Genomic DNA, 24,119 nt, shown 5'->3' with positions numbered 1-24,119 from the left:
TAAATGTAGAGACCTTTGCAGTTGTATGTATGCAGAGGTCTTTTTGATATGTCTAAAAAAACCAGCATGATGAGTCAGATAAAGTTTGGATTCACCCCGGAATATAGTATAATGGGGGAACGACAAAGGACTCGAATGCGAAGTGGAAGGAAGGTAACGCATCATGGAGCATATCGCGTTATACCGGGCTTGGCGTCCCCAGTCGTTTCAAGATATGGTGGGACAACAGCATATTATTCAGACCTTGCAGAACGCGATTCGTGAACAGCGGACTTCCCATGCCTACTTGTTTAGCGGGCCCAGAGGAACAGGGAAGACAAGTGCGGCCAAAATTTTGGCCAAAGCTGTAAACTGCGAACGCGGGCCTGCGCCTGAGCCTTGTAACGAGTGTGAAGCTTGCCGCAGGATTACGACTGGCGCTGTGATGGATGTGCAGGAAATTGATGCCGCATCCAACCGTGGCGTTGAAGAAATCCGCGATCTTCGGGAAAAGGTGAAATACGCCCCGACTGAAGTCCGGCAGAAAGTGTATATTATTGACGAAGTGCACATGCTGACGACAGAGGCATTCAATGCGCTGCTCAAAACGTTGGAAGAGCCTCCGCCACATGTGATGTTTATTTTGGCAACAACAGAACCCCATCGTCTTCCGGCGACAATTATTTCTCGCTGTCAGCGATTTGATTTTCGCCGGGTGTCCCTGGAAGAACAGACAGCACGACTTACGCTGATCTGCGAACAGGAAGGCATGGAAGCAGATCAGGACGCACTCCAGTACATCGCCCGCCTGTCTGACGGAGGGATGAGGGATGCACTCAGTGTCTTGGATCAGATCTCTTCCTTTACAGATGGAAGGGTGACCTATCAGCAGGTTATGGATATGACCGGAGGCATTCCTTCTGAACAGTTTGCGAAGCTGGCTGCTTCTCTCCTTAAGGGTGATGTAGGTCATATCTTGCAAATGATCGAAGGGTTCATGCATGAAGGCAAGAGTGCGGACAAGTGCATGGAGAATTTACTTTATTATTTCCGTGATTTGCTTATGATTAAGATGGTGCCGGATGCAGATAAACTGACGGATCGGGTGCTTGATCCCGAGTCTTTCCGTGATATGGCGGAATCATTCACCAAGGAACAGCTGTTTCAGATGATTGATACCCTTAACCGGTACCAGAGCGAAATGAAATACGCAGTACAGCCGCAGACACTGTTTGAAGTAGCTCTCCTTAAACTGTGCAGCATTCCGGCACAAGGGGCGACATCGGGTCAAGTATCGGGTTCGGTTGGTACGGCTCCTGCTGTATCCTCGCCAGCGGATGGTGGGGAGATCAACCGATTGAAGCAACAGCTTGCTGAACTGGAGAAAAAGCTTGATCGTGCGCTTAAGGGTGGTTTGTCTGGGGGAGAGGCTGCATCGAATGCTCCTTCACGTCCGGCAACAAGAGCTCCGGTGTCGAGAGGCAATTCGCCGGCGAAGCTGCCTGCACAGCTCGATCAGTATGTTGCGCGTAAGGGATCTCCTGAGTTTGTGGAGGTCAGCAAGAAGTGGGGGCAGATCCTGCAGCGCGTAAAAGAAGAGAAAGTAACCGTTCACGCCTGGTTTATGGATGGTGAACCGGTATCCCTGCTGGAAGACAATGTTCTGGTGGCATTTAAGAACAACATCCACCGTGAAACTACGGAGAAGCAGGCTAATCGCGAAGTGATCGAACGGGTACTGTCTGAACAGCTTGGACGTTCAGCGCGTCTTGTGACGATGATGCTCAAAGATTGGACCGGTGCGATGGAAGGAGCTACTGAAACGCCAAAGGAGGACTTTAAGCTTGAACCTGAGCATGAAGACGGCGGTTCAGGCAACAAGCAGCCTTGGATTGACGAAGCCATCCAGCTCTTTGGTGAGGACCTTGTAGTGATCAAAGAATAGATATACATGCGCCTGGCGCGATAACTATACTGAAGGAGATGAATAATCATGAACAACATGAACCAAATGATGAAACAAGTGAAGAAAATGCAGGAGCAAATGCTGAAGGCACAGGAGGAGCTGGCGGACAAAACAGTCCAAGGTACTTCTGGTGGCGGTGTTGTAACTGCTGAAGTTAACGGACATAAAAAATTGCTGGCAATCACAATCAAGCCAGAAGCGGTTGATCCAGAAGATGTTGAGATGCTGCAGGATCTGGTTATGACAGCAGTTAATGACGCAATGACCAAAGCTGATGAAATTGCGAACCAGGATATGGGTAAATTCACAGGTGGCATGAAAATTCCGGGATTATTTTAATTTAAATTGATCCTATCAAAGGAGACGCAATCGATTGTATTATCCGAACCGATAGCGAAGCTGATTGATGCCTTCACCCGTTTGCCGGGTGTTGGCCCAAGACGGCCGCGCGACTAGCTTTTCATGTGCTTAACATGAAGGAAGATGACGTTATTGATTTTGCCAAAGCGCTCGTCAGTGTGAAGCGGAATCTCCATTACTGTTCGGTGTGCTGTAATATTACGGATACTGATCCTTGTCGGATCTGTCAGGATAAATCCAGGGATGTATCGGTAATCTGTGTAGTCCAGGATTCCAAAGATTTGGTGGCTATGGAGCGTACCAAGGAATTTGACGGATACTATCATGTGCTGCAGGGTGCGATCTCTCCTATGGAGGGGATAGGTCCAGATGATATCCGTCTGAAGGAGCTTTTGACTCGGTTAAGTGATGAACGGGTTAAAGAACTGATTCTGGCTACAAATCCGAATATCGAAGGTGAGGCCACGGCAATGTATATTTCCCGCCTGGTCCGTCCGTTTGAGATATCGGTGACTCGGATTGCCCATGGATTGCCTGTTGGGGGCGACCTGGAGTATGCGGATGAAGTGACTCTTTCCAAAGCGCTGGAAGGGCGCAGGGAAATGAGATAGTTGTGCGTGTTGCTTGATGAGAGTGTGCACATATAATAATTTAATTTCTTAAACAAAAGAATAGATGAGTTTGGATTACTTTGGAGAGCCCTTTAGGCTCTCTTTTTTGTTCTAATAATCGTTTTAACGTTGGTAAAATGTGAAGACTCTCAATTCTATGATGTATAAATATTTAGCCGAAGAATTGCGTTGACATCAAATTAACGATTGATTAAATTATTTAGCTCAGTTCTAAGTTTGTCCTTTCCCTGATATGTATGAGAATATGCTGTGCTGATCAGGAGGGGGAGGGCTTATGTTGATATGGCGAAATGTAGGAAGATCGGTAGAGAAACGTGAAAGAATGCTAAAGGAAATGGAAGAAGACCAGATCTATTCAGATATTCAGAAAGCCAAGGCGGAGTGGGAACGGGCGGTCAGACAGTTTGAAGAGGCACAAGGGGAGGATGAGATAGATTATGCGATCTATGTATTGGAAGCTGCCGAGCGTAAATATCAGATTCATTTGAAGCGGGCTAAGCGTTTTTTAGGGGTTAATAGGGCGTCTGTAGGTGATCGAGGGATGGGAATGTAAGTGATGGTATACTATCCAAACTTGGGGGTGTTGAACATGAAAAGCATTATATTAGGCAGTGTGCTTGTTGTATCGTTACTGGGGTTGGTCATCATCTTGTTTAGAAAACGGATTGGGCTATCCTTCTTTACATCATTCGGGATACATCTGGTATTGGCTGCGGTGGGGATATATATCGTTAATTATTCAGGCTGGATCACCGGGACTTACATTCCACTGAACCCTGCCACAATAGGTACTGTAAGCATTCTAGGATTGCCGGGAGTTGGATTGTTGTTGGGTTTAAAAATTTCTTTGTTTGGGTAGTTGACTCCCAAGATAATTATATGGTACATTATATCTCGTTGCTTTGCTTGATTGGTTAATTGCTTTTGACGAAATGACTGAGTTTGTTAAGAACTTGAAAAAAGAATTTCAAAAAAAGCTTGACTGAAACAAACGAAGTATGGTATATTATAAAAGTCGCCGCTGAGAGAAAATGGTGACGAAAAAGCAAGAAAATTATCAAGTTTGATCTTTGAAAACTGAACAACGAGTGAGTAAACATTCTGCTTGCAGAATGAACGCGAAAGTATGAAACAAGCCTTGGCTTGAATCGACTGGAGCACAAATGAGATTTTTAATCTCGTCAGTTTCAAAATGAGCATATCGCTCTTTTCAATACTTTATTGGAGAGTTTGATCCTGGCTCAGGACGAACGCTGGCGGCATGCCTAATACATGCAAGTCGAGCGGACTTGAAGAGAAGCTTGCTTCTCCGATGGTTAGCGGCGGACGGGTGAGTAACACGTAGGCAACCTGCCCTCAAGTTTGGGACAACTACCGGAAACGGTAGCTAATACCGAATAGTTGTTTTCTTCTCCTGAAGAAAACTGGAAAGACGGAGCAATCTGTCACTTGGGGATGGGCCTGCGGCGCATTAGCTAGTTGGTGGGGTAACGGCTCACCAAGGCGACGATGCGTAGCCGACCTGAGAGGGTGATCGGCCACACTGGGACTGAGACACGGCCCAGACTCCTACGGGAGGCAGCAGTAGGGAATCTTCCGCAATGGGCGAAAGCCTGACGGAGCAATGCCGCGTGAGTGATGAAGGTTTTCGGATCGTAAAGCTCTGTTGCCAGGGAAGAACGCTTGGGAGAGTAACTGCTCTCAAGGTGACGGTACCTGAGAAGAAAGCCCCGGCTAACTACGTGCCAGCAGCCGCGGTAATACGTAGGGGCAAGCGTTGTCCGGAATTATTGGGCGTAAAGCGCGCGCAGGCGGTCATTTAAGTCTGGTGTTTAATCCCGGGGCTCAACCCCGGATCGCACTGGAAACTGGGTGACTTGAGTGCAGAAGAGGAGAGTGGAATTCCACGTGTAGCGGTGAAATGCGTAGATATGTGGAGGAACACCAGTGGCGAAGGCGACTCTCTGGGCTGTAACTGACGCTGAGGCGCGAAAGCGTGGGGAGCAAACAGGATTAGATACCCTGGTAGTCCACGCCGTAAACGATGAGTGCTAGGTGTTAGGGGTTTCGATACCCTTGGTGCCGAAGTTAACACATTAAGCACTCCGCCTGGGGAGTACGGTCGCAAGACTGAAACTCAAAGGAATTGACGGGGACCCGCACAAGCAGTGGAGTATGTGGTTTAATTCGAAGCAACGCGAAGAACCTTACCAGGTCTTGACATCCCTCTGACCGGTACAGAGATGTATCTTTCCTTCGGGACAGAGGAGACAGGTGGTGCATGGTTGTCGTCAGCTCGTGTCGTGAGATGTTGGGTTAAGTCCCGCAACGAGCGCAACCCTTGATCTTAGTTGCCAGCATTTCGGATGGGCACTCTAAGGTGACTGCCGGTGACAAACCGGAGGAAGGTGGGGATGACGTCAAATCATCATGCCCCTTATGACCTGGGCTACACACGTACTACAATGGCCGGTACAACGGGCAGTGAAACCGCGAGGTGGAACGAATCCTAAAAAGCCGGTCTCAGTTCGGATTGCAGGCTGCAACTCGCCTGCATGAAGTCGGAATTGCTAGTAATCGCGGATCAGCATGCCGCGGTGAATACGTTCCCGGGTCTTGTACACACCGCCCGTCACACCACGAGAGTTTATAACACCCGAAGTCGGTGGGGTAACCGCAAGGAGCCAGCCGCCGAAGGTGGGATAGATGATTGGGGTGAAGTCGTAACAAGGTAGCCGTATCGGAAGGTGCGGCTGGATCACCTCCTTTCTATGGAGAATCGTTTCCTGTAACGGAAACATTCAAATACAAAATCTAGCCAGGTCGGCTAGTTACTCACTCGTTGCTCAGTTTTGAGAGCTCAAACTCTCAAACGTTTGGTGGCGATAGCGAAGGGGTTCCACACGTTCCCATCCCGAACACGACCGTTAAGCCCTTCAGCGTCGATGGTACTTGGACCGCAGGGTCCTGGGAGAGTAGAACGCCGCCAAGCGTAAACCCATTACGGGTTTCAATATGATATATAATGTGGGCCCTTAGCTCAGTTGGTTAGAGCGCACCTCTGATAAGGGTGAGGCCGGTGGTTCGAGTCCACCAGGGCCCACCATGTATACCTTAAAATCTAATATGGGGCCATAGCTCAGCTGGGAGAGCGCCTGCCTTGCAAGCAGGAGGTCAGCGGTTCGATCCCGCTTGGCTCCACCAACAAGATTTTACAAGCTTGTTCTTTGAAAACTAGATATCGAAACGAAATTTTGCGATTTAGAACATTCCTTTTTAAGCTGAACTTGTGTATAACAAGTTTCAATAAATAGTGAAAACTGCATGAGCGAGTGATCGAAATGGAGCGACTTTTGGCTTTGGACGTAGTCCAAAACAAGCGGAGCGACAGCTCGAACACGAGCGAGTTGGTTAAGCTACTAAGAGCACACGGAGGATGCCTAGGCGCTAGGAGCCGATGAAGGACGTGGCGAACAACGAAACTGCCTCGGGGAGCTGTAAGCAAGCTTTGATCCGGGGGTGTCCGAATGGGGAAACCCAGCTGGGGTAATTTCCAGTTACTCACAACTGAATACATAAGTTGTGCAGAGGCATACCAAGGGAACTGAAACATCTAAGTACCTTGAGGAAGAGAAAACAATAGTGATTCCGTCAGTAGCGGCGAGCGAACGCGGAGAAGCCCAAACCAGAGAGCTTGCTCTCTGGGGTTGTGGGACGTCTCACATGGAGTTACAAAGGAACCGGTTAAGTGAAGAGGTCTGGAAAGGCCCGCCAAAGAAGGTAAAAGCCCTGTAGTTGAAAGTCTGTTCCCTCCGAGACGGATCCCGAGTAGTGCGGGGCACGTGAAACCCCGTATGAATCCGGCAGGACCATCTGCCAAGGCTAAATACTTCCTAGCGACCGATAGTGAAGCAGTACCGTGAGGGAAAGGTGAAAAGCACCCCGGAAGGGGAGTGAAATAGAACCTGAAACCGTGTGCTTACAAAAAGTCAGAGCCCGTTTTAGGGGTGATGGCGTGCCTTTTGTAGAATGAACCGGCGAGTTACGTTCCCGTGCAAGGTTAAGGTGAAGAGCCGGAGCCGCAGCGAAAGCGAGTCTGAATAGGGCGACTTAGTACGTGGACGTAGACCCGAAACCGGGTGATCTACCCCTGTCCAGGGTGAAGGTGCGGTAACACGCACTGGAGGCCCGAACCCACGCATGTTGAAAAATGCGGGGATGAGGTGGGGGTAGCGGAGAAATTCCAATCGAACTCGGAGATAGCTGGTTCTCCCCGAAATAGCTTTAGGGCTAGCCTCGGAAAACAGAGTCGTGGAGGTAGAGCACTGATTGGGTGCGGGGCCCGCAAGGGTTACCAAGCTCAGTCAAACTCCGAATGCCATAGACTTACTTCCGGGAGTCAGACAGTGAGTGCTAAGATCCATTGTCAAAAGGGAAACAGCCCAGACCATCAGCTAAGGTCCCCAAGTGTGTGTTAAGTGGGAAAGGATGTGGAGTTGCACAGACAACCAGGATGTTGGCTTAGAAGCAGCCACCATTGAAAGAGTGCGTAATAGCTCACTGGTCGAGTGACTCTGCGCCGAAAATGTAACGGGGCTAAACACACCACCGAAGCTATGGCTTGATGCTTTGCATCAGGGGTAGGGGAGCGTTGTATAAGGGTTGAAGGTGTACCGTAAGGAGCGCTGGACATTATACAAGTGAGAATGCCGGTATGAGTAACGAAAAGATCAGTGAGAATCTGATCCGCCGAAAGCCTAAGGGTTCCTGAGGAAGGCTCGTCCGCTCAGGGTAAGTCGGGACCTAAGGCGAGGCCGAAAGGCGTAGTCGAAGGACAACAGGTCGAAATTCCTGTACCACCGTAAGCCGTTATGAGCAATGGGGGGACGCAGCAGGGTAGTGACGCGGACTGATGGATGTCCGTCTAAGCAGTGAGGCTGATGTGTAGGCAAATCCGCACATCGTAAGGCTGGGCTGTGATGGGGAGCGAAAATTACAGTAGCGAAGGTCATGATCTCACACTGCCAAGAAAAGCCTCTAGCCAGGTGATGGTGCCCGTACCGCAAACCGACACAGGTAGGCGAGAAGAGAATTCTAAGGCGCGCGGAAGAACTCTCGTTAAGGAACTCGGCAAAATGACCCCGTAACTTCGGGAGAAGGGATGCCCCGGTAGTGTGAATAGCACGAGGGGGCCGCAGTGAAAAGGCCCAAGCGACTGTTTAGCAAAAACACAGGTCTGTGCGAAGCCGTAAGGCGAAGTATACGGGCTGACGCCTGCCCGGTGCTGGAAGGTTAAGGGGAGCGGTTAGGAGCAATCCGAAGCTGTGAACCGAAGCCCCAGTAAACGGCGGCCGTAACTATAACGGTCCTAAGGTAGCGAAATTCCTTGTCAGGTAAATTCTGACCCGCACGAATGGCGTAACGACTTGGGCGCTGTCTCAACGAGAGATCCGGTGAAATTTTAATACCTGTGAAGATGCAGGTTACCCGCGACAAGACGGAAAGACCCCATGGAGCTTTACTGCAGCTTGATATTGAATTTGGGTACGATCTGTACAGGATAGGTGGGAGCCTTTGAAACGTGAGCGCCAGCTTGCGTGGAGGCACCGTTGGGATACCACCCTGATCGTATCTAGGTTCTAACCTGGTACCGTAATCCGGTGCGGGGACAGTGTCAGGTGGGCAGTTTGACTGGGGCGGTCGCCTCCTAAAGAGTAACGGAGGCGCCCAAAGGTTCCCTCAGAATGGTTGGAAATCATTCGAAGAGTGCAAAGGCATAAGGGAGCTTGACTGCGAGACCTACAAGTCGAGCAGGGACGAAAGTCGGGCTTAGTGATCCGGTGGTACCGCATGGAAGGGCCATCGCTCAACGGATAAAAGCTACCCTGGGGATAACAGGCTTATCTCCCCCAAGAGTCCACATCGACGGGGAGGTTTGGCACCTCGATGTCGGCTCATCGCATCCTGGGGCTGAAGTAGGTCCCAAGGGTTGGGCTGTTCGCCCATTAAAGCGGTACGCGAGCTGGGTTCAGAACGTCGTGAGACAGTTCGGTCCCTATCTGTCGTGGGCGTAGGAAATTTGAGAGGAGCTGTCCTTAGTACGAGAGGACCGGGATGGACGTACCGCTGGTGTACCAGTTGTTCCGCCAGGAGCACCGCTGGGTAGCTATGTACGGAAGGGATAAGCGCTGAAAGCATCTAAGCGTGAAGCCCCCCTCAAGATGAGATTTCCCAGTATGTAAGACCCCTTGAAGACGACGAGGTAGATAGGCTGGGGGTGGAAGTGCAGCAATGCATGGAGCTGACCAGTACTAATCGGTCGAGGGCTTATCCAAGATATGCAGGTGATACATCGCAAATTTCGTTTCGGATCTAGTTTTCAGGGAGCAATCCTTGTGAGTATTGTTCTTGATTGTCTATTTGGAGAGATACCCAAGTGGCTATAAGGGGACCCTCTGCTAAGGGGTTAGACTGCGTAAGCGGTGCGAGGGTTCGAATCCCTCTCTCTCCGCCATCTTTACCTTAAGATGGACAAGCAATTAGGATTTGGTTTTTAATATGGCGGTGTAGCTCAGCTGGCTAGAGCGTACGGTTCATACCCGTGAGGTCGGGGGTTCGATCCCCTCCGCCGCTACCATATTACCCAGGAGGCTTAGCTCAGCTGGGAGAGCATCTGCCTTACAAGCAGAGGGTCGGGGGTTCGATCCCCTCAGCCTCCACCATATACGCCGGTGTAGCTCAACTGGTAGAGCAACTGACTTGTAATCAGTAGGTTGGGGGTTCAAGTCCTCTCGCCGGCACCATTAATGCCTGGAACCGTGGTGTAGTTGGCCTAACATGCCTGCCTGTCACGCAGGAGATCGCGGGTTCGAATCCCGTCGGTTCCGCCATTAATCCCAAAATTGAATAAGGCTCGGTAGCTCAGTCGGTAGAGCAGAGGACTGAAAATCCTCGTGTCGGCGGTTCGATTCCGTCCCGAGCCACCATGTAATCCTGGAGGATTAGCGAAGTGGCCAAACGCATCAGACTGTAAATCTGCTCCCGTACGGGTTCGGTGGTTCGAATCCATCATCCTCCACCAGTTTTACGAGTCATTAGCTCAGTTGGTAGAGCACCTGACTTTTAATCAGGGTGTCGAAGGTTCGAGCCCTTCATGACTCATCTTTTGAAAAAGAGTGATTGATCATTAATTTGATTAGTCACTCTTTTTTGTTATGGATAATTTGATTGTTCATGTGGAAACTCATATGTGGACCGATAAAGGCGATGCTGTCCAAGATATGATAAAATAATAGAAAAAAGCAGAGTGGTGGCGTTCATTATATGAAGCTCATACCTGATCTAAAACAACAAATCCAAGCAATCATAGGTACTACATTGGACGAATCTGTGTTAACTATAGAAGAATGGAATCAGTTCACAATAAACTCAGTTGGTCTGGAAGCTAAACAAATGACCCTGAGTGGGACAGAAGGGACCGACGATCTTACACCTCAAGATGAAAGCTCAAATGATCTGGTTACAGATGTACGAAGTTGGACTGCAGAGGAACATGTTTATTTCAAAGTCGGTATGAATGAGCAAGAAGGCAATGTCTTGTGTTGGAGATGTTCTGCAAACTCTGTTACGTTTGAAGTACGGCGATTAATTGAGCTGCTCATTAGCAATCATAATCGATTACTGGATGAAGAACAGCCTGTGATTTATGAAAATGATAGAGAGCAACAGCTTGCTGAATTGGGTCATTGGCTTCGACAGCAGATTGAGCACCCAGCTCAGCAGGAGGCTATCCCGGATTATTTTTCGCTGGCTGGAGAATTGAAAGCAGAGAAAATCCCATTTTTGCTGCAATGTGAGACACCTGATGCTCATCGCATTCGTTCCAAGGAACTGAATAAACTGCTCGAAAGTTATTTTGGTGAAGAAATTATACTGATTCCTGTAGGTGCGCAGGAGTGGGTCTTTCTGGGTGATGAACAGATCGTTACAGGTGAAGCCGAAGAGGATACCGCTGAAGCCAGAAAGGATTTGCTGAATGCCTTTTGTCAGGGGCTATATGAGTTGGTAGCCAGTGAATGGGCAGGTGTATTTCATTTGTCTGCTTCCTTACCATGTATCCCTACAAGGCAACTATCTTCTGTCACGGCGCTCCTTCAAGAAAGTGTTCACTTGGGCCGGGCCTTCCATGTTGCACAGCACATTCATCTTCCTTGGGATTTACACCTCGAACGTTTGGTAGACAGCATTCCTGTGCAACAACGTCTTCGTTTTATACAGGAAACGGGAAAGGGCACTGTGTTGTTTAGTGATAGTGAGACACTGGCTACGCTCGAAACCTTTTTCAATCTGGATTGTAATGTCAGCGAGACGGCAAAGCGCCTCTTCATTCATCGAAATACCTTGGTATATCGCCTTGATAAGATCAAACAGGAGATTGGATATGATGTCAGAAACTTCGAAAGTGCTGTTCTGGTGCGGCTTTTACTGCTTATGTACAAAGTGACGAAAAAGCTTTGATATTTTTGTGCAGTTTGCGAATAGTCAAACATCATGCAAATGGGTTAATATAAAACTACAAAATGTATTCGATTACAAAATGATCTCTGAGGAGGCAACAATCATGGCTGGTGTACGTTTAGAGCATATTTTCAAAAAATACCCGGGTTCTGATAAAGCAACAGTAGTTGATATTAACCTGGACATTAAAGATAAAGAATTTCTGGTACTGGTAGGTCCGTCCGGTTGTGGTAAATCAACAACACTGCGTATGATCGCAGGCCTTGAGGAAATTTCTGAAGGTAAACTCTATATCGGCGACCGTGTCGTGAATGATGTTGCTCCTAAAGACCGCGATATCGCGATGGTATTCCAATCCTATGCCTTGTATCCGCATATGAGCGTATACCAAAACATGGCGTTTGGTTTGAAATTGCGTAAAGTAAAAAAGATGAGATCGACAAACGTGTACGTGAAGCAGCTAGAATCCTGGATATCGAGCATTTGCTTGAGCGTAAACCTAAGGCTTTGTCCGGTGGTCAACGTCAGCGTGTCGCTCTGGGACGTGCGATCGTCCGTGATCCACAAGTGTTCTTGATGGATGAGCCTCTCTCCAACTTGGATGCCAAACTGCGTGGTCAAATGCGTGCTGAGATCACTAAACTTGCGAAACGTTTGGAAACAACCGTTATCTACGTAACGCATGACCAAATCGAAGCAATGACAATGGGTGATCGGATCGTTGTTATGAAGGATGGTATCATCCAACAAGCAGCTTCTCCGGAAGAGCTTTACAACCACCCGGCGAACCTGTTCGTAGCTGGATTCATCGGTTCCCCGACAATGAACTTTATCTCGGGTAAACTGGCTGAGCAAGGTGCTAGCCTGCATTTCATAGCTCCTGGTGTGGACGTTGAAATCCCACAAGGTAAAGCACAAGTGCTGAAATCAAGAGGATACATTGGCAAAGAAGTGATTCTGGGTGTTCGTCCAGAAGACATTCACGAAGAGCCGGTATTCCTGGAAGCATCCCCGAACTCTGTATTCTCTACACACGTAGACGTAACAGAGAACCTGGGTCACGAAATGCTCCTCTACTTGAGCGGTGTAGGTAATGATACTACAATCGCACGTGTAGACGGACGTTCCAACACTCGTGATGGTTCCACAGTTAAAATGGCAATTGACATGAACAAAGTTCATATCTTTGACAAAGAGACTGAAGCAAACGTTCTTCTTCAAGACTAATAGCACTGAGATTCATCGGTAACGATGAAATCTGTCAGTTAACGCAATCATACATTGTAATCTGAGCCCCTTCCGTTATTGCTGGAAGGGGCTTTTTTGACTCATCGGTGAGTGAAGCCAAGATTGCATTCATCCCGGAATTCATTTAAGATTATTTGAAGGTTAGATGCTGTAACAAACAACATGAATGCGCTATTAATGCAATGGAATGACGCTAATGCTGATGTACATAGAGGGCAGCGAATGCTGAAAGGAAGAGACAAATGGCGAAAAAAGTGAAAGTATCTGAATTGGTACAACAGTTCCAGTTGGAGGTTGTTTCTGGATCTCACGGACTGAAGAGAGTCATTACAGTAGACGATTTGAACCGTCCTGGCCTGGAAATGGCCGGTTATTTTGAATATCATCCACAAGAACGGGTACAGCTGCTTGGTAGAACAGAGCTGGCCTTTTTTGCAATGCTGCCAGAAGATGAGCGCCGTGATCGGATGCAGCGTCTCTGTACGGAAGAAACGCCGTGTATCGTAGTAACCCGTGGACTTGAAGTGCCACAGGAGCTTATTGAGATCAGTGAAGAACAGAACCTGGCTGTGCTGCGCAGTAACATGGCTACAACGATTCTGTCCAGCCGGATTACCGGATTCCTGGAGAAAAAGCTGGCGCCTACAGCAACAATTCATGGTGTACTCTGTGATGTGTATGGCGTAGGGATGTTAATCACCGGAAGCAGTGGTATTGGTAAAAGTGAAACGGCACTGGAACTGGTGAAACGTGGTCACCGATTGATTGCCGATGATGCGGTAGAAATTCGTCAGACATCAGACTTCCAGCTTCACGGAACTGCACCGGAGTTGATCCGTCATTTGCTTGAAATCCGTGGCGTCGGCATCATCAACGTAATGACATTGTTCGGTGCGGGTGCGGTCCGCAATAATAAACGGATTACATTGGTAGTCCGTCTGGAAGCTTGGCAGCAAGATAAGCAGTATGATCGTCTTGGTCTGGATGAAGAGACGACACGTATTATTGATACGGATGTACCGCTTGTAACGATCCCTGTTCGTCCGGGACGGAACTTGGCTGTTATTATTGAAGTAGCAGGAATGAACTATCGCTTGAAGCAGATGGGTCTGAATGCTGCACTGCAATTTACGAACAAGCTGACAGCAACGATCTCTGAAGATATGGAAGACATGGACTAAGAAGAGAAGGATCTATTATATGCTAAAAGACCAATTGTTGATGTGATGTACTCTGTATAGAGTGTTGAAGACATGCAGCAATTGGTCATGCGTATGAATGAGTCAATTTATAGGAGTGTGAATGAATGGATACATTATTACTGTTGAACCCGATCGCGTTCTCCATCGGAGCGTTAAAGGTTCACTGGTACGGGCTTATTCTCGGTACAGCGGCACTCGTAGGTTTGCTGCTTGTGATCCGGGAAGGCAAACGGTATAACATTCCGCAGGAAGTGTTCATGGACATGGTTCTGCTTGGTGTGCCTTCTGCTATTATCGGTGCCCGCATATACTACGTGGCATTTCGGTGGGACGATTATAAGGATAATTTCTGGGATGTCTTTAAAATATGGAATGGTGGTATCGCCATATACGGCGCACTGATTGGTGCGATCATATGTGCAGTCATTTTCTTCCGTCGTAAAGGGTATAATTTTTGGCGCATGGCCGACATCTGTGCACCTGGACTGATTGTTGGACAAATGATCGGACGCTGGGGTAACTTTGTAAACCAAGAGGCCTATGGCGGTCCTGTAGAAGAATCATTTTTGAGAGACAAGCTTCATTTGCCAGACTTTATTGTAAATCAGATGAACGTGGAAGGTGTATTCCACCATCCTGCGTTTTTGTACGAATCAATGTGGAGTCTTGTTGGTTTGGTCATCTTACTAGTGCTTCGTCGTCAGAAGTTTCTGCGTGCTGGTGAGCTGTTTATGTCCTATTTTATCTGGTACTCGATTGGTCGTTTCTTTATCGAAGCGCTGCGTACCGACAGTCTGGGATTCCAGGCTCCGCAATGGGTTGCCTCCATGGTTAATGGGTTATGGTCCCCGATGACAGCTATGGGCTTCGAGCAAGGATATCTTGATCCAGCTTACGGTAATGTAAGAATTTCGCAGCTGCTGGCTATTGGCATCATTGTTGTTGCAATTGTCTTCATCGTTGTGAGAAGAATGACAGGCAAGGCAGATGTGCGGTATAGCGATCCGATTGTATCTTCCAAGGTTCCTTCAGAATCAGCGGATGATATAGTGCATACAGGCCCGGTTGCAGGCAAAGAGGACACGGTAACTCCAGTCTCGACCAAAGAGGATCTGAAGCAAGCTGAAGAGAAAAAGGAGTAATGCAGCATGATTGACACGGTTTTGTTTGATCTGGATGGAACGATTATCGACACGAATGAGCTAATTATCAACTCTTTCCTTCACGTAATGGAGGATCTGCAGGTGTCCACGCCGTGGACGCGGGAACAGATCATTCCTCATATGGGAGGTACACTGGAGAATCAGATGCGTACATTCTCTGGGAAAGAGGATGTTGCCGAGTATGTAAAAGGATATCGAGCGTACAATGATGTACATCACGATGCGATGGTGCAACCATTTCCACACGTCATTGAGGTCGTTGAAGCTCTTCATAAGGCAGGAATTGTGATGGGTGTGGTCACAACGAAGATTCGTCCATCTTCACTAAAGGTGCTGGAGCGTTTCGACCTGTTGAAATATATGAAATCGATTGTGACGGTTACCGATGTAACCCATCCCAAGCCGCATGCTGAACCCGTCCTAAAAGCAATCGAGGAGTTGGGTGCAGATCCTTCCAAAACATTGATGGTGGGTGACAGTCCGGTCGATATTCAATCGGCACAGAATGCGGGCGCACTTTCGGCAGGCGTAGCCTGGTCGCTTAAGGGAGAAGCCGTATTGAGCGAATATAAACCGGATTACATTTTGCACGACATGAAGGACTTGCTTACGCTGATTGAAACGGAACGTTCATGAGAAAAGTAACCCGCTATCCCGTAGAAGGCCATAACGCACTTTGGCATATCTACAAGACCGTGAGTCCGTGGAAAGGCGTGCGCAATTTTATCTGGATTCAGTTGTCACGGTACTGCCCGATTCTATCGGTCAAGAACTGGATCTATCGTCGCATGCTCGGCATGAAGGTGGGTAAACATACGGCATTTGGACTGATGGTCATGGTCGATGTGTTCTTCCCGGAGAAAATTACGGTGGGCGAAAATTCTGTAATTGGTTACAACACCACGATCCTTGCTCACGAGTATCTCATTAAGGAGTACAGACTCGGTGAGGTGATTATCGGGGAAAATGTGCTGATCGGTGCAAATTCAACTATTCTGCCAGGTGTGACCATTGGGGACGGTGCGGTTGTAGCTGCAGGAGCAGTGGTTCATAAGGATGTAGCTCCGGGGGCTTTTGTTGGAGGGAATCCACTTCGTGATCTGTCTCGCTCGAATGCTTCAATGGAGGAGATCGTCTTAAAGGCTGATGAACCTGTTCCTGGAAATTTGGAGTAAGAAGACGCGTCATAAGAAATCAAGAACAGGTGGAAACAAAGGAATACAGGAAAAATGTAAGGATATACGAAAAGGGATTTAAGAAATATCTGAAAAGATGGTTAACGAATATACGGAAATTAACCTGTATTGGTTCAGTCAGGGGAAGATAAAAGTTGAACTGACTGGAATATGGAAGCTGCTGATGGCAGCTTTTTTCGTATACAAATAATTAGACTGTTCTTGAGCAATGTGATCACAAATGGAGGATGCGTTAACAAGTGAACCAAAGGTGCCGTCTTGTTGACGATGGATGGTCATTCATGTTATCATATCCCATATCCTTTAGTTTGTTAGCACTTTACCATGTTAAAGAATCGGGATGAAAGTTAAGTATAGGTAAGCATAATTAAACATTTACGAAACATGTTTTGAAGGCTGTCTGGCAGCAACCATAAGAAATCAGGTTACAAGATAGAATGAGGATTTACACTACATAAATCCTGTTGAAATAGAACGTCTACCAATCTTAAATTACTGACTCGGGGTGAATAATACCAATGTCCAAACCAAAAGGCTTTGAGAAACCGACAGGTTTCCGTGACTATACACCACATGTGGTGACCAAGCTGCGAACAATTGAGCGAAATGTACTGGAATGCATGGAACGCTGGGGTTACCGTCAAATCATTACACCAACGATTGAATACTACGATACCGTAGGTGTAGCGAGCTCCACATCGGATCGCAAGTTGTTTAAATTATTGAACAGTCGCGGGACTACATTGGTGCTAAGATCGGATCTGACAGCGCCAATTGCACGAGTGGTTTCTTCTTTGTTAAAGGATGAAGAGCTTCCGCTGCGTCTGTCCTATCATGCGAATGTGTTTCGTTCTATAGAAGAGGAAGCGGGACGTGAGGCGGAATTTTTCCAAACGGGTGTAGAGCTTGTTGGTGATGATTCGCCTGAGGCAGATGCAGAAGTTGTAGCACTTGCAATTGCTTCTTTGCAGGCAGCGGGTGTTTCTTCCTTTAAAATTGCGATGGGTCATATGGGATTTCTGAACGGGTTACTGGAAGAAGTCATTCCAGGGCAAACGGTACAACAGGAGCAGTTGAAAGAAGGATTGCTGGGACGCGATTATGTCGGCTATCGCCAATCCATTGAAGCATTGAATCTGGAACCGAAACTGAAGGAGCAGCTTGAAGCCATTTTGCGTCTGCGTGGCGGTAAAGAAGTATGTACACACGCAGCAGAGCTGAGTTCAAGTACTGAAGCAGCAAAATCGATTGCACATTTATGTGCGGTATTTGAAGTGTTGGAAGCGTACGGTGTTTCCGAACATGTGTTGATTGATCTAACGATGATTGGTGATTTCTCGTATTATACGGGCATGACGTTTGAAGGGTATGCGGGCGAACTCGGATCCCCGGTATGCAGCGGCGGACGATATGACAATCTGTTACAGCAGTTTGGCCGTTCACTTCCAGCTACAGGGTTTGCGCTCAAAACGAACCGGATTATCGATGGTGTTCATGGAATTACAATGGAAGAGAAGAAGCCTGTACTTATTCAATATAACTCGGAACGCCGGGCTGAGGCTCTAACGGAGGCGGCGCGACTACGCAGTATCGGTCAGAATGTAGTAACGCAACTTCTTCCTAGAGATGGAACAGAGGCAAGTACGAATACTGGTGCTCTAACAGGCAACAAGTCAATCCAGGCTGAGCAGGTTATCACATACGGATCTGAAAATGGAGGGGGACGCTGAGATGTCGGATATTTTGAAGGTTGCCATGCCGAAGGGCCGAATCTATAAGAAAGCCTCCAAATTGTTCCGTGAGGCCGGGCTTGATATTCCCGTTGATGTAGATGATACACGCAAACTGGTGATTGAAGTGCCGGAAGCGGGGATGGAGTTCATCATGGCGAAACCTGTGGACGTGCCTACCTATGTGGAATATGGAGTAGCGGACATTGGTATTGTTGGCAAGGACGTTCTGCTTGAGGAAAATCGGGACGTGTACGAATTGTTGAACCTGGGAATCGCGCAGTGCCGTATGTCTGTTATTGGACTACCCGACTGGACGCCTGGCATTCAGCAGCGGGTGGCAACAAAATATCCGAGAATCGCTTCCCAATATTTTCGTGAACAGGGACAGCAAGTAGAGGTCATCAAACTGAATGGTTCCATCGAACTGGCGCCCTTGATTGGTCTGGCTGACCGGATTGTCGATCTGGTAGAGACCGGACAGACGTTGCGGGAGAACGGACTCGTTGAGATGACAGGCATCCTGGATATCACGAGCCGCCTTATCGCGAATCGGGTAAGCTATCGGATGAAGAACGCACGGATTCAGGCATTATGCGATGCTCTCCAACAGGTCATTCCAGCATCGAATGAATTGTCGGCGGGTATAGTTCGGGGTTAAACATAGATAAGCAAGGAATGTAAGGTTTTAATGAACGGGAAATATAGAAACGGAAATAACCAAAGAATGAAACGATAGAAGCAAGTGATGACAAACAACAGGAACGAATCTGCACATACATGACAGGGATTACGTTATACAGGGGATAAGGAGGTTGTACGCATGAAAATTATACCTGCACGGGAATTTGATCTGAAGCGGGAAGTGGAGTACGGTACACCGGAGCAAAATGAAACGGTACGGCGCATTGTCGGCGACATTCGCCGGGAAGGAGATGCGGCATTGCTGCGTTACACAGAGCAGCTGGACCGCACGAAGCTGACGGCCGCAGAGCTGCGCGTGCCGCAGGAAGAGCTGCAGGCGGCTTATGCAGCCGTAGAGCCTTCCTTCGTGACGGCGATTCGGCAAGCCGCCGCTAACATTCGTGCTTTTCATGAGAAGCAGAAGCGGAACTCATGGATGGATTGGCAACCGGACGGCAGTCTGCTGGGCCAGGTGATCCGACCGCTGAAGCGGGTCGGTGTCTATGTACCTGGCGGCAAAGCAGCATATCCGTCGTCGGTGCTGATGAATGTAATTCCGGCACAGGTGGCTGGCGTGCCGGAGATTGTTCTGGTGACGCCGCCGTCAACGAACGGCGGCGAAGGCATTAACCCGTACATTCTCGTGGCTGCTGCTGAAGCAGGCGTGAGCGAGATGTACCGGGTTGGCGGCGCTCAGGCGATCGCCGCCCTCGCTTACGGCACGGAGAGTATTGCTCCGGTCGACAAGATCTGTGGACCGGGCAATATTTACGTGGCGCTCGCGAAGCGCGAGGTATACGGCGCGGTCGATATCGACAGTATCGCCGGGCCGAGTGAGATTGTGGTGCTCGCCGATGATACGGCGAATCCGGTGTATGTCGCCGCCGACCTATTGTCGCAGGCGGAACATGACGAGATGGCATCGGCCATTCTCGTCACGACCTCGGCCGTGCTGGCGGAAGCCGTGCAGGCCGAAGTGCGGCAGCAGCTGGAAGTGCTGCCGCGGCGCGATATCGCTGCTGCTTCCGTGGAGCAGTATGGCGCGATTATTGTGGTCGATTCCATTGATGAGGGAATCGATGTGGTGAACCGGCTCGCACCGGAGCATCTGGAGATCATGGTGCAGGAGCCGATGGCTTACGCAGGCCAGATCGAGAATGCCGGAGCGATTTTCCTCGGCCCGTATAGCTCGGAGCCGGTAGGGGATTATTTTGCGGGACCGAATCATATTATTCCGACCAATGGAACAGCCCGATTCAGTTCACCTGTGGACGTGGATGATTTTATCAAAAAATCGAGTTTGATCTATTACAGCAAGGAAGCGTTGCTCCAAAACGGAGCGGCTATTATAGAGCTGGCCCGGCATGAAGGGCTCGAAGGACACGCCCGTGCGATTGCTGTACGGTTAGAACAGGAAGGAAAGGCGGAATCGGATAATGGATAAGCAGAATAATGGTTTGGACCTTCAGAACAAGGGGGCTGTACGCCAGGCAGAGGTAGACCGCAAGACAAATGAAACGAACATTCAGCTTGCTTTTGCCGTAGATGGAACGGGGCAATCCGAGATTGAAACAGACGTACCTTTCCTGAATCATATGCTGGACCTGTTCACGAAGCATGGACAATTCGACCTGAACGTACAGGCGCGCGGAGATGTTGATATTGATGACCATCACACGGTGGAGGATATCGGGATCTGTCTGGGCAGACACTTCGTGAAGCGTTGGGTGATAAGCGCGGCATCAAACGTTATGCCAGTGTATTTGTGCCGATGGATGAGGCTCTCGCTCAGGTTGTGATTGATGTGAGCAACCGACCTCACTTCGAGTACCGTGCAGAGTACCCATCCCAGCAAGTGGGCAGCTTTTCGACCGAACTGGTGCATGAGTTTCTGTGGAAATTAGCGCTGGAAGCTCGGATTACATTGCACGTTATTGTGCACTACGGGCAAAATACACATCACATGATCGAAGCGATCTTCAAAGCACTGGGTCGTGCACTGGATGAGGCGACAACAATTGATCCACGTGTAACGGGTGTGCCTTCCACGAAGGGAGTGCTGTAGACGATGGCGATTGCAATTGTCGATTACGGTATGGGGAACCTGCACAGCGTCGGCAAAGCGGTCGAACGTCTTGGCTACGAAGCGCTGGTCACAGGTGATCGGGATGCTATTCTTGGTGCAGATGGTGTGATTCTGCCAGGTGTAGGTGCGTTTGGCGATGCCATGGTGCACTTGCGGGAAAGTGGTTTGGACGCTGTGGTGAAGGAAGCTGCAGCTGGACCCAAACCGCTGCTCGGGATCTGTCTGGGCATGCAGTTGTTGTTCAGCTCAAGTGAGGAGCATGGTGAGCATGAGGGACTTAACATTTTGCCGGGTCAAGTGGTGAGATTCGCACCGGGAGAATTAAAGGTTCCACATATGGGCTGGAATCGATTGGAGTTCCTGCATCCGGAAAATCCATTATTCGCGGGGCTTGAGGCAGGTCATGTCTACTTTGTCCATTCATACCATGCACGTATGGAAGTAGAGAGCGATCTATTGGCTGTAACGGATTACGGACATCCGGTTACGGCGATTGTTGGCAGAGGCTCCAATTTCGGCATGCAGTTCCACCCGGAGAAGAGCGGAGAGCTGGGGATGAAGTTGCTTGGAAACTTCCTGGCATTGACTGGATCGAAGGGGTAATCATAATTTGGAATCATATGATTTTTTAATTTCATCCTTAATACGTAGCTAAACTTATATAAAATCTAATCTATATAAATTGAACTAAACATTTACACGATAACGGAGAGGACAGAAATAACCTGAAGAAGCGGAGCGTTCGCCTTTATCCACGGATTTTCCCCTTTAAATAAGGGATTCAAAAAAATCTGGGGATAACAGCGATCGGAAGGTTGTCTGTCATCGGAGTGGCAAGTGTAAATATTCTTTAGTTTCAATTTATAGAGACAAATTTGAATATATTCAGGAGGCCTTGTATGTCATCTTTTATCATATATCCGGCAATTGATATCCGGGACGGCAAATGTGTAAGACTGGTGCAGGGAGATTACAATCAGGAGACGGTATATAACGATGACCCGGTTCAAGTTGCTCTTTCCTGGGAGAAGCAAGGTGGTACATACGTTCATCTGGTGGATCTGGACGGTGCAAAAGCAGGACATCCAGTGAATGATGAACTGATTGGACGCATTGCTTCGGCCGTGAACGTACCTGTACAGGTAGGTGGAGGTCTTCGTACAGTAGCTGATGTGGAGCGTTTGCTCGGTCTTGGCGTGAGTCGCCTTATAATCGGAACAGCGGCTATCGAGGATCGCGCTTTTACTGAAGAAGTACTGGGACGATATGGAGACAAAGTAGCGATTGGTATCGATGCACGTAATGGGTATGTGGCAACACGCGGCTGGCTTGAGACATCGGAAGTTCAGGCTGAGGTGCTGGCGAAGGAACTGGCGGCATTCGGTGCGGAAACCTTTATCTTCACGGACATCTCCCGTGATGGCATGATGCAGGGTCCTAACGTGGAAGCGATTGTGTCTCTTGCGAAGGCGAGTGGTCGTACGGTGATTGCTTCCGGGGGAGTTAGTGTCATGGATGATCTGCTTCGTTTAAGCAAACATGCGGAAGATGGTGTCGGAGGAGCAATCGTGGGCAAAGCGCTGTATACGGGCAGCATCGATCTGTCCGAAGCGGTTCGTGCGGTTAATAAATAATAGCGATACTATATAGGCTCAAATAAACATTTGCACGATAACGGAGAGGACAGAAATAACCTGAAGAAGTGAAACGTTCGCCTTTATCCCCGGATTTTCCCTTTAAAAAAGGATCAAAAAATCTGGGGATAACAGCGATCGTAAGGTTGTTCTGTCATCGGAGTGGCTAGTGTGAATATTCTAAGTTGAACTTATACAGGTATGCGATCATCAGGAGAGAGGAAGAGGATTATGCTGGCAAAAAGAATCATTCCTTGTCTGGACGTGAAGGACGGCCGGGTCGTCAAAGGCGTTAACTTCGTCAATCTCCGCGATGCGGGTGATCCGGTAGAGCTGGCGGCGCTGTATGACCGCGAGGGCGCGGATGAACTGGTATTTCTCGATATCTCCGCTTCGGTGGAAGGCCGCGAGACGATGGAAGAAGTAGTGCGGCAGACCGCAGGCGAGATCGCTATTCCTTTTACCGTGGGTGGAGGCATTTCCAAGGTGGAAGACATGAAGCGCATTCTACGTGCAGGAGCGGATAAAATTGCTGTAAATACGGCAGCCGTTCTTAATCCTCAGCTGATTGCGGATGGGGCGCGCCGCTTTGGTTCCCAGTGCATCGTCGTAGCAATAGACGCCAAGTATAATGAGGCTTGGGGCGAGTGGGAGGTTTATACGCATGGTGGACGGAAACCTTCAGGGATCAAGGCGCTGGAATGGGTTAAGCAGGCGGAGACATTAGGTGCTGGAGAAATTTTGCTGACAAGCATGGACGCGGATGGAACGAAGGACGGATTCGATCTGAAGCTGACCGCAGCGGTATCTGAATCGGTACGTATTCCGGTGATTGCTTCGGGCGGTGCGGGCAAGGAATCTCATTTCTATGATGTGTTCACAACAGGTAAAGCGGATGCAGGTCTGGCGGCAACGATATTCCATTATAAAGAAATCGCCGTTCCGGCGTTAAAACAACATTTGAGAGAGCAAGGGGTGGAGATCCGTGACTAACGTAAGCAATGAGATCAAGGAGCAATTATCCTTGGAGCAGGTTGTGGAGCACATTCGTTGGAGCGACGGATTGGTACCTGCCATTGTGCAGGATGCTGAGACGCGTCAAGTTCTGATGATGGCTTATATGAATCGGGAATCCTTGAAATTATCGCTGGAATCCGGTGAAACGTGGTTCTGGTCGCGTTCGCGTCAAGAGCTATGGCACAAGGGCGCAACTTCAGGCAATGTACAGACGATTACTTCATTGAAATACGATTGTGATGGTGACACCTTGCTCGTTGAGGTAAAGCCAAATGGGCCTGCTTGCCACACCGGAGCAGTAACGTGTTTCCATAATGAAATCGTGGGCTTGCCAGAGCAACCCGGAGACAAGGCTTCAAGTGAATCGGGTGCAACGACTGCAAGTTCCAGCTCAGAAGGTCGTTTCGAAGTACTGGCTGAACTGGAATCCGTAATTGCAGAGCGTGAACGCGAGCGTCCGGAAGGCGCATATACGACGTACCTGTTTGATAAGGGCGTGGATAAAATTTTGAAAAAAATCGGTGAAGAAGCGTCCGAGACGATCATCGCCGCCAAAAATAAAGACAATGACGAGCTTCGCCTTGAGGTCAGTGACCTGATGTATCACTTGCTCGTACTGTTGCAAGAGCGCAAGCTGCCGCTGGATGACATCATGTCAGAGCTGAGCCGTCGCCACGAGCGGCCTCGCCGCGATTAGGAGGCGAA

The 24,119-nt window shown here is 48.8% G+C and carries 16 protein-coding genes, 10 tRNA genes, 3 rRNA genes and 3 pseudogenes; all 32 read left to right on the top strand.

Annotated elements, in window-relative coordinates; genetic code table 11:
• The first annotated feature begins 163 nt into the window (after positions 1-163).
• The 32 genes and pseudogenes from dnaX (at position 164) to hisIE (ending at position 24,111) form a co-directional block, all read left to right on the top strand.
• Positions 164-1,924 (top strand): DNA polymerase III subunit gamma/tau, encoded by a 1,761-nt coding sequence (gene dnaX / locus ACTWJ7_RS01455; protein ID WP_301881174.1) that lies wholly within the window; start codon positions 164-166, stop codon positions 1,922-1,924.
• Positions 1,925-1,972: 48 nt separating this feature from the next.
• Positions 1,973-2,284 (top strand): YbaB/EbfC family nucleoid-associated protein, encoded by a 312-nt coding sequence (locus tag ACTWJ7_RS01450; protein ID WP_024628773.1) that lies wholly within the window; start codon positions 1,973-1,975, stop codon positions 2,282-2,284.
• A gap of 33 nt (positions 2,285-2,317) precedes the next feature.
• A pseudogene (gene recR / locus ACTWJ7_RS01445) lies at positions 2,318-2,916 on the top strand (recombination mediator RecR).
• Positions 2,917-3,259: 343 nt separating this feature from the next.
• Positions 3,260-3,490, top strand: coding sequence for a DUF2508 family protein (locus ACTWJ7_RS01440; protein ID WP_443146329.1), 231 nt, complete (start codon positions 3,260-3,262; stop codon positions 3,488-3,490).
• A 36-nt stretch (positions 3,491-3,526) separates the two neighbouring features.
• A complete protein-coding gene (locus ACTWJ7_RS01435) occupies positions 3,527-3,796 on the top strand; it encodes a pro-sigmaK processing inhibitor BofA family protein (protein ID WP_285080726.1) in 270 nt (89 codons plus the stop codon).
• A 359-nt stretch (positions 3,797-4,155) separates the two neighbouring features.
• Positions 4,156-5,706, top strand: a 16S ribosomal RNA gene (locus ACTWJ7_RS01430).
• A gap of 106 nt (positions 5,707-5,812) precedes the next feature.
• Positions 5,813-5,929, top strand: a 5S ribosomal RNA gene (rrf, locus tag ACTWJ7_RS01425).
• Positions 5,930-5,966: 37 nt separating this feature from the next.
• Positions 5,967-6,043: transfer RNA gene (locus ACTWJ7_RS01420), tRNA-Ile, on the top strand.
• Positions 6,044-6,065: 22 nt separating this feature from the next.
• Positions 6,066-6,141, top strand: a tRNA-Ala gene (locus ACTWJ7_RS01415).
• Positions 6,142-6,346: 205 nt separating this feature from the next.
• A 23S ribosomal RNA gene (locus ACTWJ7_RS01410) occupies positions 6,347-9,272 on the top strand.
• Together the 16S, 23S and 5S rRNA genes with 10 tRNA genes alongside form the textbook arrangement of a ribosomal RNA operon.
• Before the next feature lie 87 nt (positions 9,273-9,359).
• Positions 9,360-9,451: transfer RNA gene (locus ACTWJ7_RS01405), tRNA-Ser, on the top strand.
• Between the two features lie 46 nt (positions 9,452-9,497).
• Positions 9,498-9,574 (top strand) — tRNA-Met (locus tag ACTWJ7_RS01400).
• Positions 9,575-9,583: 9 nt separating this feature from the next.
• A tRNA-Val gene (locus ACTWJ7_RS01395) sits at positions 9,584-9,659 on the top strand.
• 5 nt (positions 9,660-9,664) lie between these two features.
• Positions 9,665-9,740, top strand: a tRNA-Thr gene (locus tag ACTWJ7_RS01390).
• Positions 9,741-9,749: 9 nt separating this feature from the next.
• Positions 9,750-9,827 (top strand) — tRNA-Asp (locus ACTWJ7_RS01385).
• 20 nt (positions 9,828-9,847) lie between these two features.
• Positions 9,848-9,923, top strand: a tRNA-Phe gene (locus ACTWJ7_RS01380).
• A 9-nt stretch (positions 9,924-9,932) separates the two neighbouring features.
• Positions 9,933-10,018: transfer RNA gene (locus ACTWJ7_RS01375), tRNA-Tyr, on the top strand.
• 7 nt (positions 10,019-10,025) lie between these two features.
• Positions 10,026-10,098 (top strand) — tRNA-Lys (locus ACTWJ7_RS01370).
• 162 nt (positions 10,099-10,260) lie between these two features.
• On the top strand, positions 10,261-11,454 hold the full coding sequence (locus ACTWJ7_RS01365) for a PucR family transcriptional regulator (protein ID WP_301881170.1): 1,194 nt from the start codon (positions 10,261-10,263) through the stop codon (positions 11,452-11,454).
• Between the two features lie 103 nt (positions 11,455-11,557).
• Positions 11,558-12,681, top strand: a pseudogene (locus tag ACTWJ7_RS01360) (ABC transporter ATP-binding protein).
• 263 nt (positions 12,682-12,944) lie between these two features.
• The gene (gene hprK, locus ACTWJ7_RS01355) at positions 12,945-13,883 is read left to right on the top strand and encodes an HPr(Ser) kinase/phosphatase (protein ID WP_301881166.1); all 939 of its coding nucleotides are present in this window, start codon (positions 12,945-12,947) and stop codon (positions 13,881-13,883) included.
• Positions 13,884-14,008: 125 nt separating this feature from the next.
• Positions 14,009-15,046 (top strand): prolipoprotein diacylglyceryl transferase, encoded by a 1,038-nt coding sequence (gene lgt, locus ACTWJ7_RS01350; protein ID WP_301881165.1) that lies wholly within the window; start codon positions 14,009-14,011, stop codon positions 15,044-15,046.
• 6 nt (positions 15,047-15,052) lie between these two features.
• On the top strand, positions 15,053-15,703 hold the full coding sequence (gene ppaX, locus ACTWJ7_RS01345) for a pyrophosphatase PpaX (RefSeq protein WP_079350116.1): 651 nt from the start codon (positions 15,053-15,055) through the stop codon (positions 15,701-15,703).
• Complete coding sequence (locus ACTWJ7_RS01340; protein ID WP_024634108.1) at positions 15,700-16,242, top strand: acyltransferase; 543 nt, start codon at positions 15,700-15,702, stop codon at positions 16,240-16,242. The genes ppaX and ACTWJ7_RS01340 overlap by 4 nt, the downstream gene beginning before the upstream one ends.
• Before the next feature lie 539 nt (positions 16,243-16,781).
• The gene (locus tag ACTWJ7_RS01335) at positions 16,782-17,993 is read left to right on the top strand and encodes an ATP phosphoribosyltransferase regulatory subunit (RefSeq protein ID WP_024634109.1); all 1,212 of its coding nucleotides are present in this window, start codon (positions 16,782-16,784) and stop codon (positions 17,991-17,993) included.
• A gap of 1 nt (position 17,994) precedes the next feature.
• Complete coding sequence (gene hisG, locus ACTWJ7_RS01330; RefSeq protein ID WP_024634110.1) at positions 17,995-18,654, top strand: ATP phosphoribosyltransferase; 660 nt, start codon at positions 17,995-17,997, stop codon at positions 18,652-18,654.
• A gap of 162 nt (positions 18,655-18,816) precedes the next feature.
• On the top strand, positions 18,817-20,121 hold the full coding sequence (gene hisD, locus ACTWJ7_RS01325; RefSeq protein WP_301881162.1) for a histidinol dehydrogenase: 1,305 nt from the start codon (positions 18,817-18,819) through the stop codon (positions 20,119-20,121).
• Positions 20,114-20,742 (top strand): annotated as a pseudogene (gene hisB, locus ACTWJ7_RS01320) (imidazoleglycerol-phosphate dehydratase HisB). Before hisD ends, hisB begins: the two are co-directional and overlap by 8 nt.
• Positions 20,743-20,745: 3 nt before the next feature.
• Positions 20,746-21,366: an imidazole glycerol phosphate synthase subunit HisH gene (gene hisH, locus ACTWJ7_RS01315; protein WP_301881158.1), complete on the top strand. Its 621-nt coding sequence runs from the start codon at positions 20,746-20,748 to the stop codon at positions 21,364-21,366.
• Positions 21,367-21,662: 296 nt separating this feature from the next.
• Positions 21,663-22,397 (top strand): 1-(5-phosphoribosyl)-5-[(5-phosphoribosylamino)methylideneamino]imidazole-4-carboxamide isomerase, encoded by a 735-nt coding sequence (gene hisA, locus ACTWJ7_RS01310; RefSeq protein WP_024634114.1) that lies wholly within the window; start codon positions 21,663-21,665, stop codon positions 22,395-22,397.
• A 231-nt stretch (positions 22,398-22,628) separates the two neighbouring features.
• Entirely contained in the window at positions 22,629-23,390 is a 762-nt protein-coding gene (gene hisF / locus ACTWJ7_RS01305) for an imidazole glycerol phosphate synthase subunit HisF (protein WP_079344982.1), read from the top strand.
• The gene (hisIE, locus tag ACTWJ7_RS01300) at positions 23,383-24,111 is read left to right on the top strand and encodes a bifunctional phosphoribosyl-AMP cyclohydrolase/phosphoribosyl-ATP diphosphatase HisIE (RefSeq protein ID WP_079344980.1); all 729 of its coding nucleotides are present in this window, start codon (positions 23,383-23,385) and stop codon (positions 24,109-24,111) included. The genes hisF and hisIE overlap by 8 nt, the downstream gene beginning before the upstream one ends.
• Positions 24,112-24,119: the final 8 nt, after the last annotated feature.

It is taken from the genome of Paenibacillus sp. 1A_MP2 (genome assembly GCF_052244825.1).
Lineage (GTDB): Bacteria > Bacillota > Bacilli > Paenibacillales > Paenibacillaceae > Paenibacillus > Paenibacillus vandeheii.
Note: the sequence above shows the minus strand (reverse complement) of the source record. Positions and strands in the feature narration are given on the sequence as shown.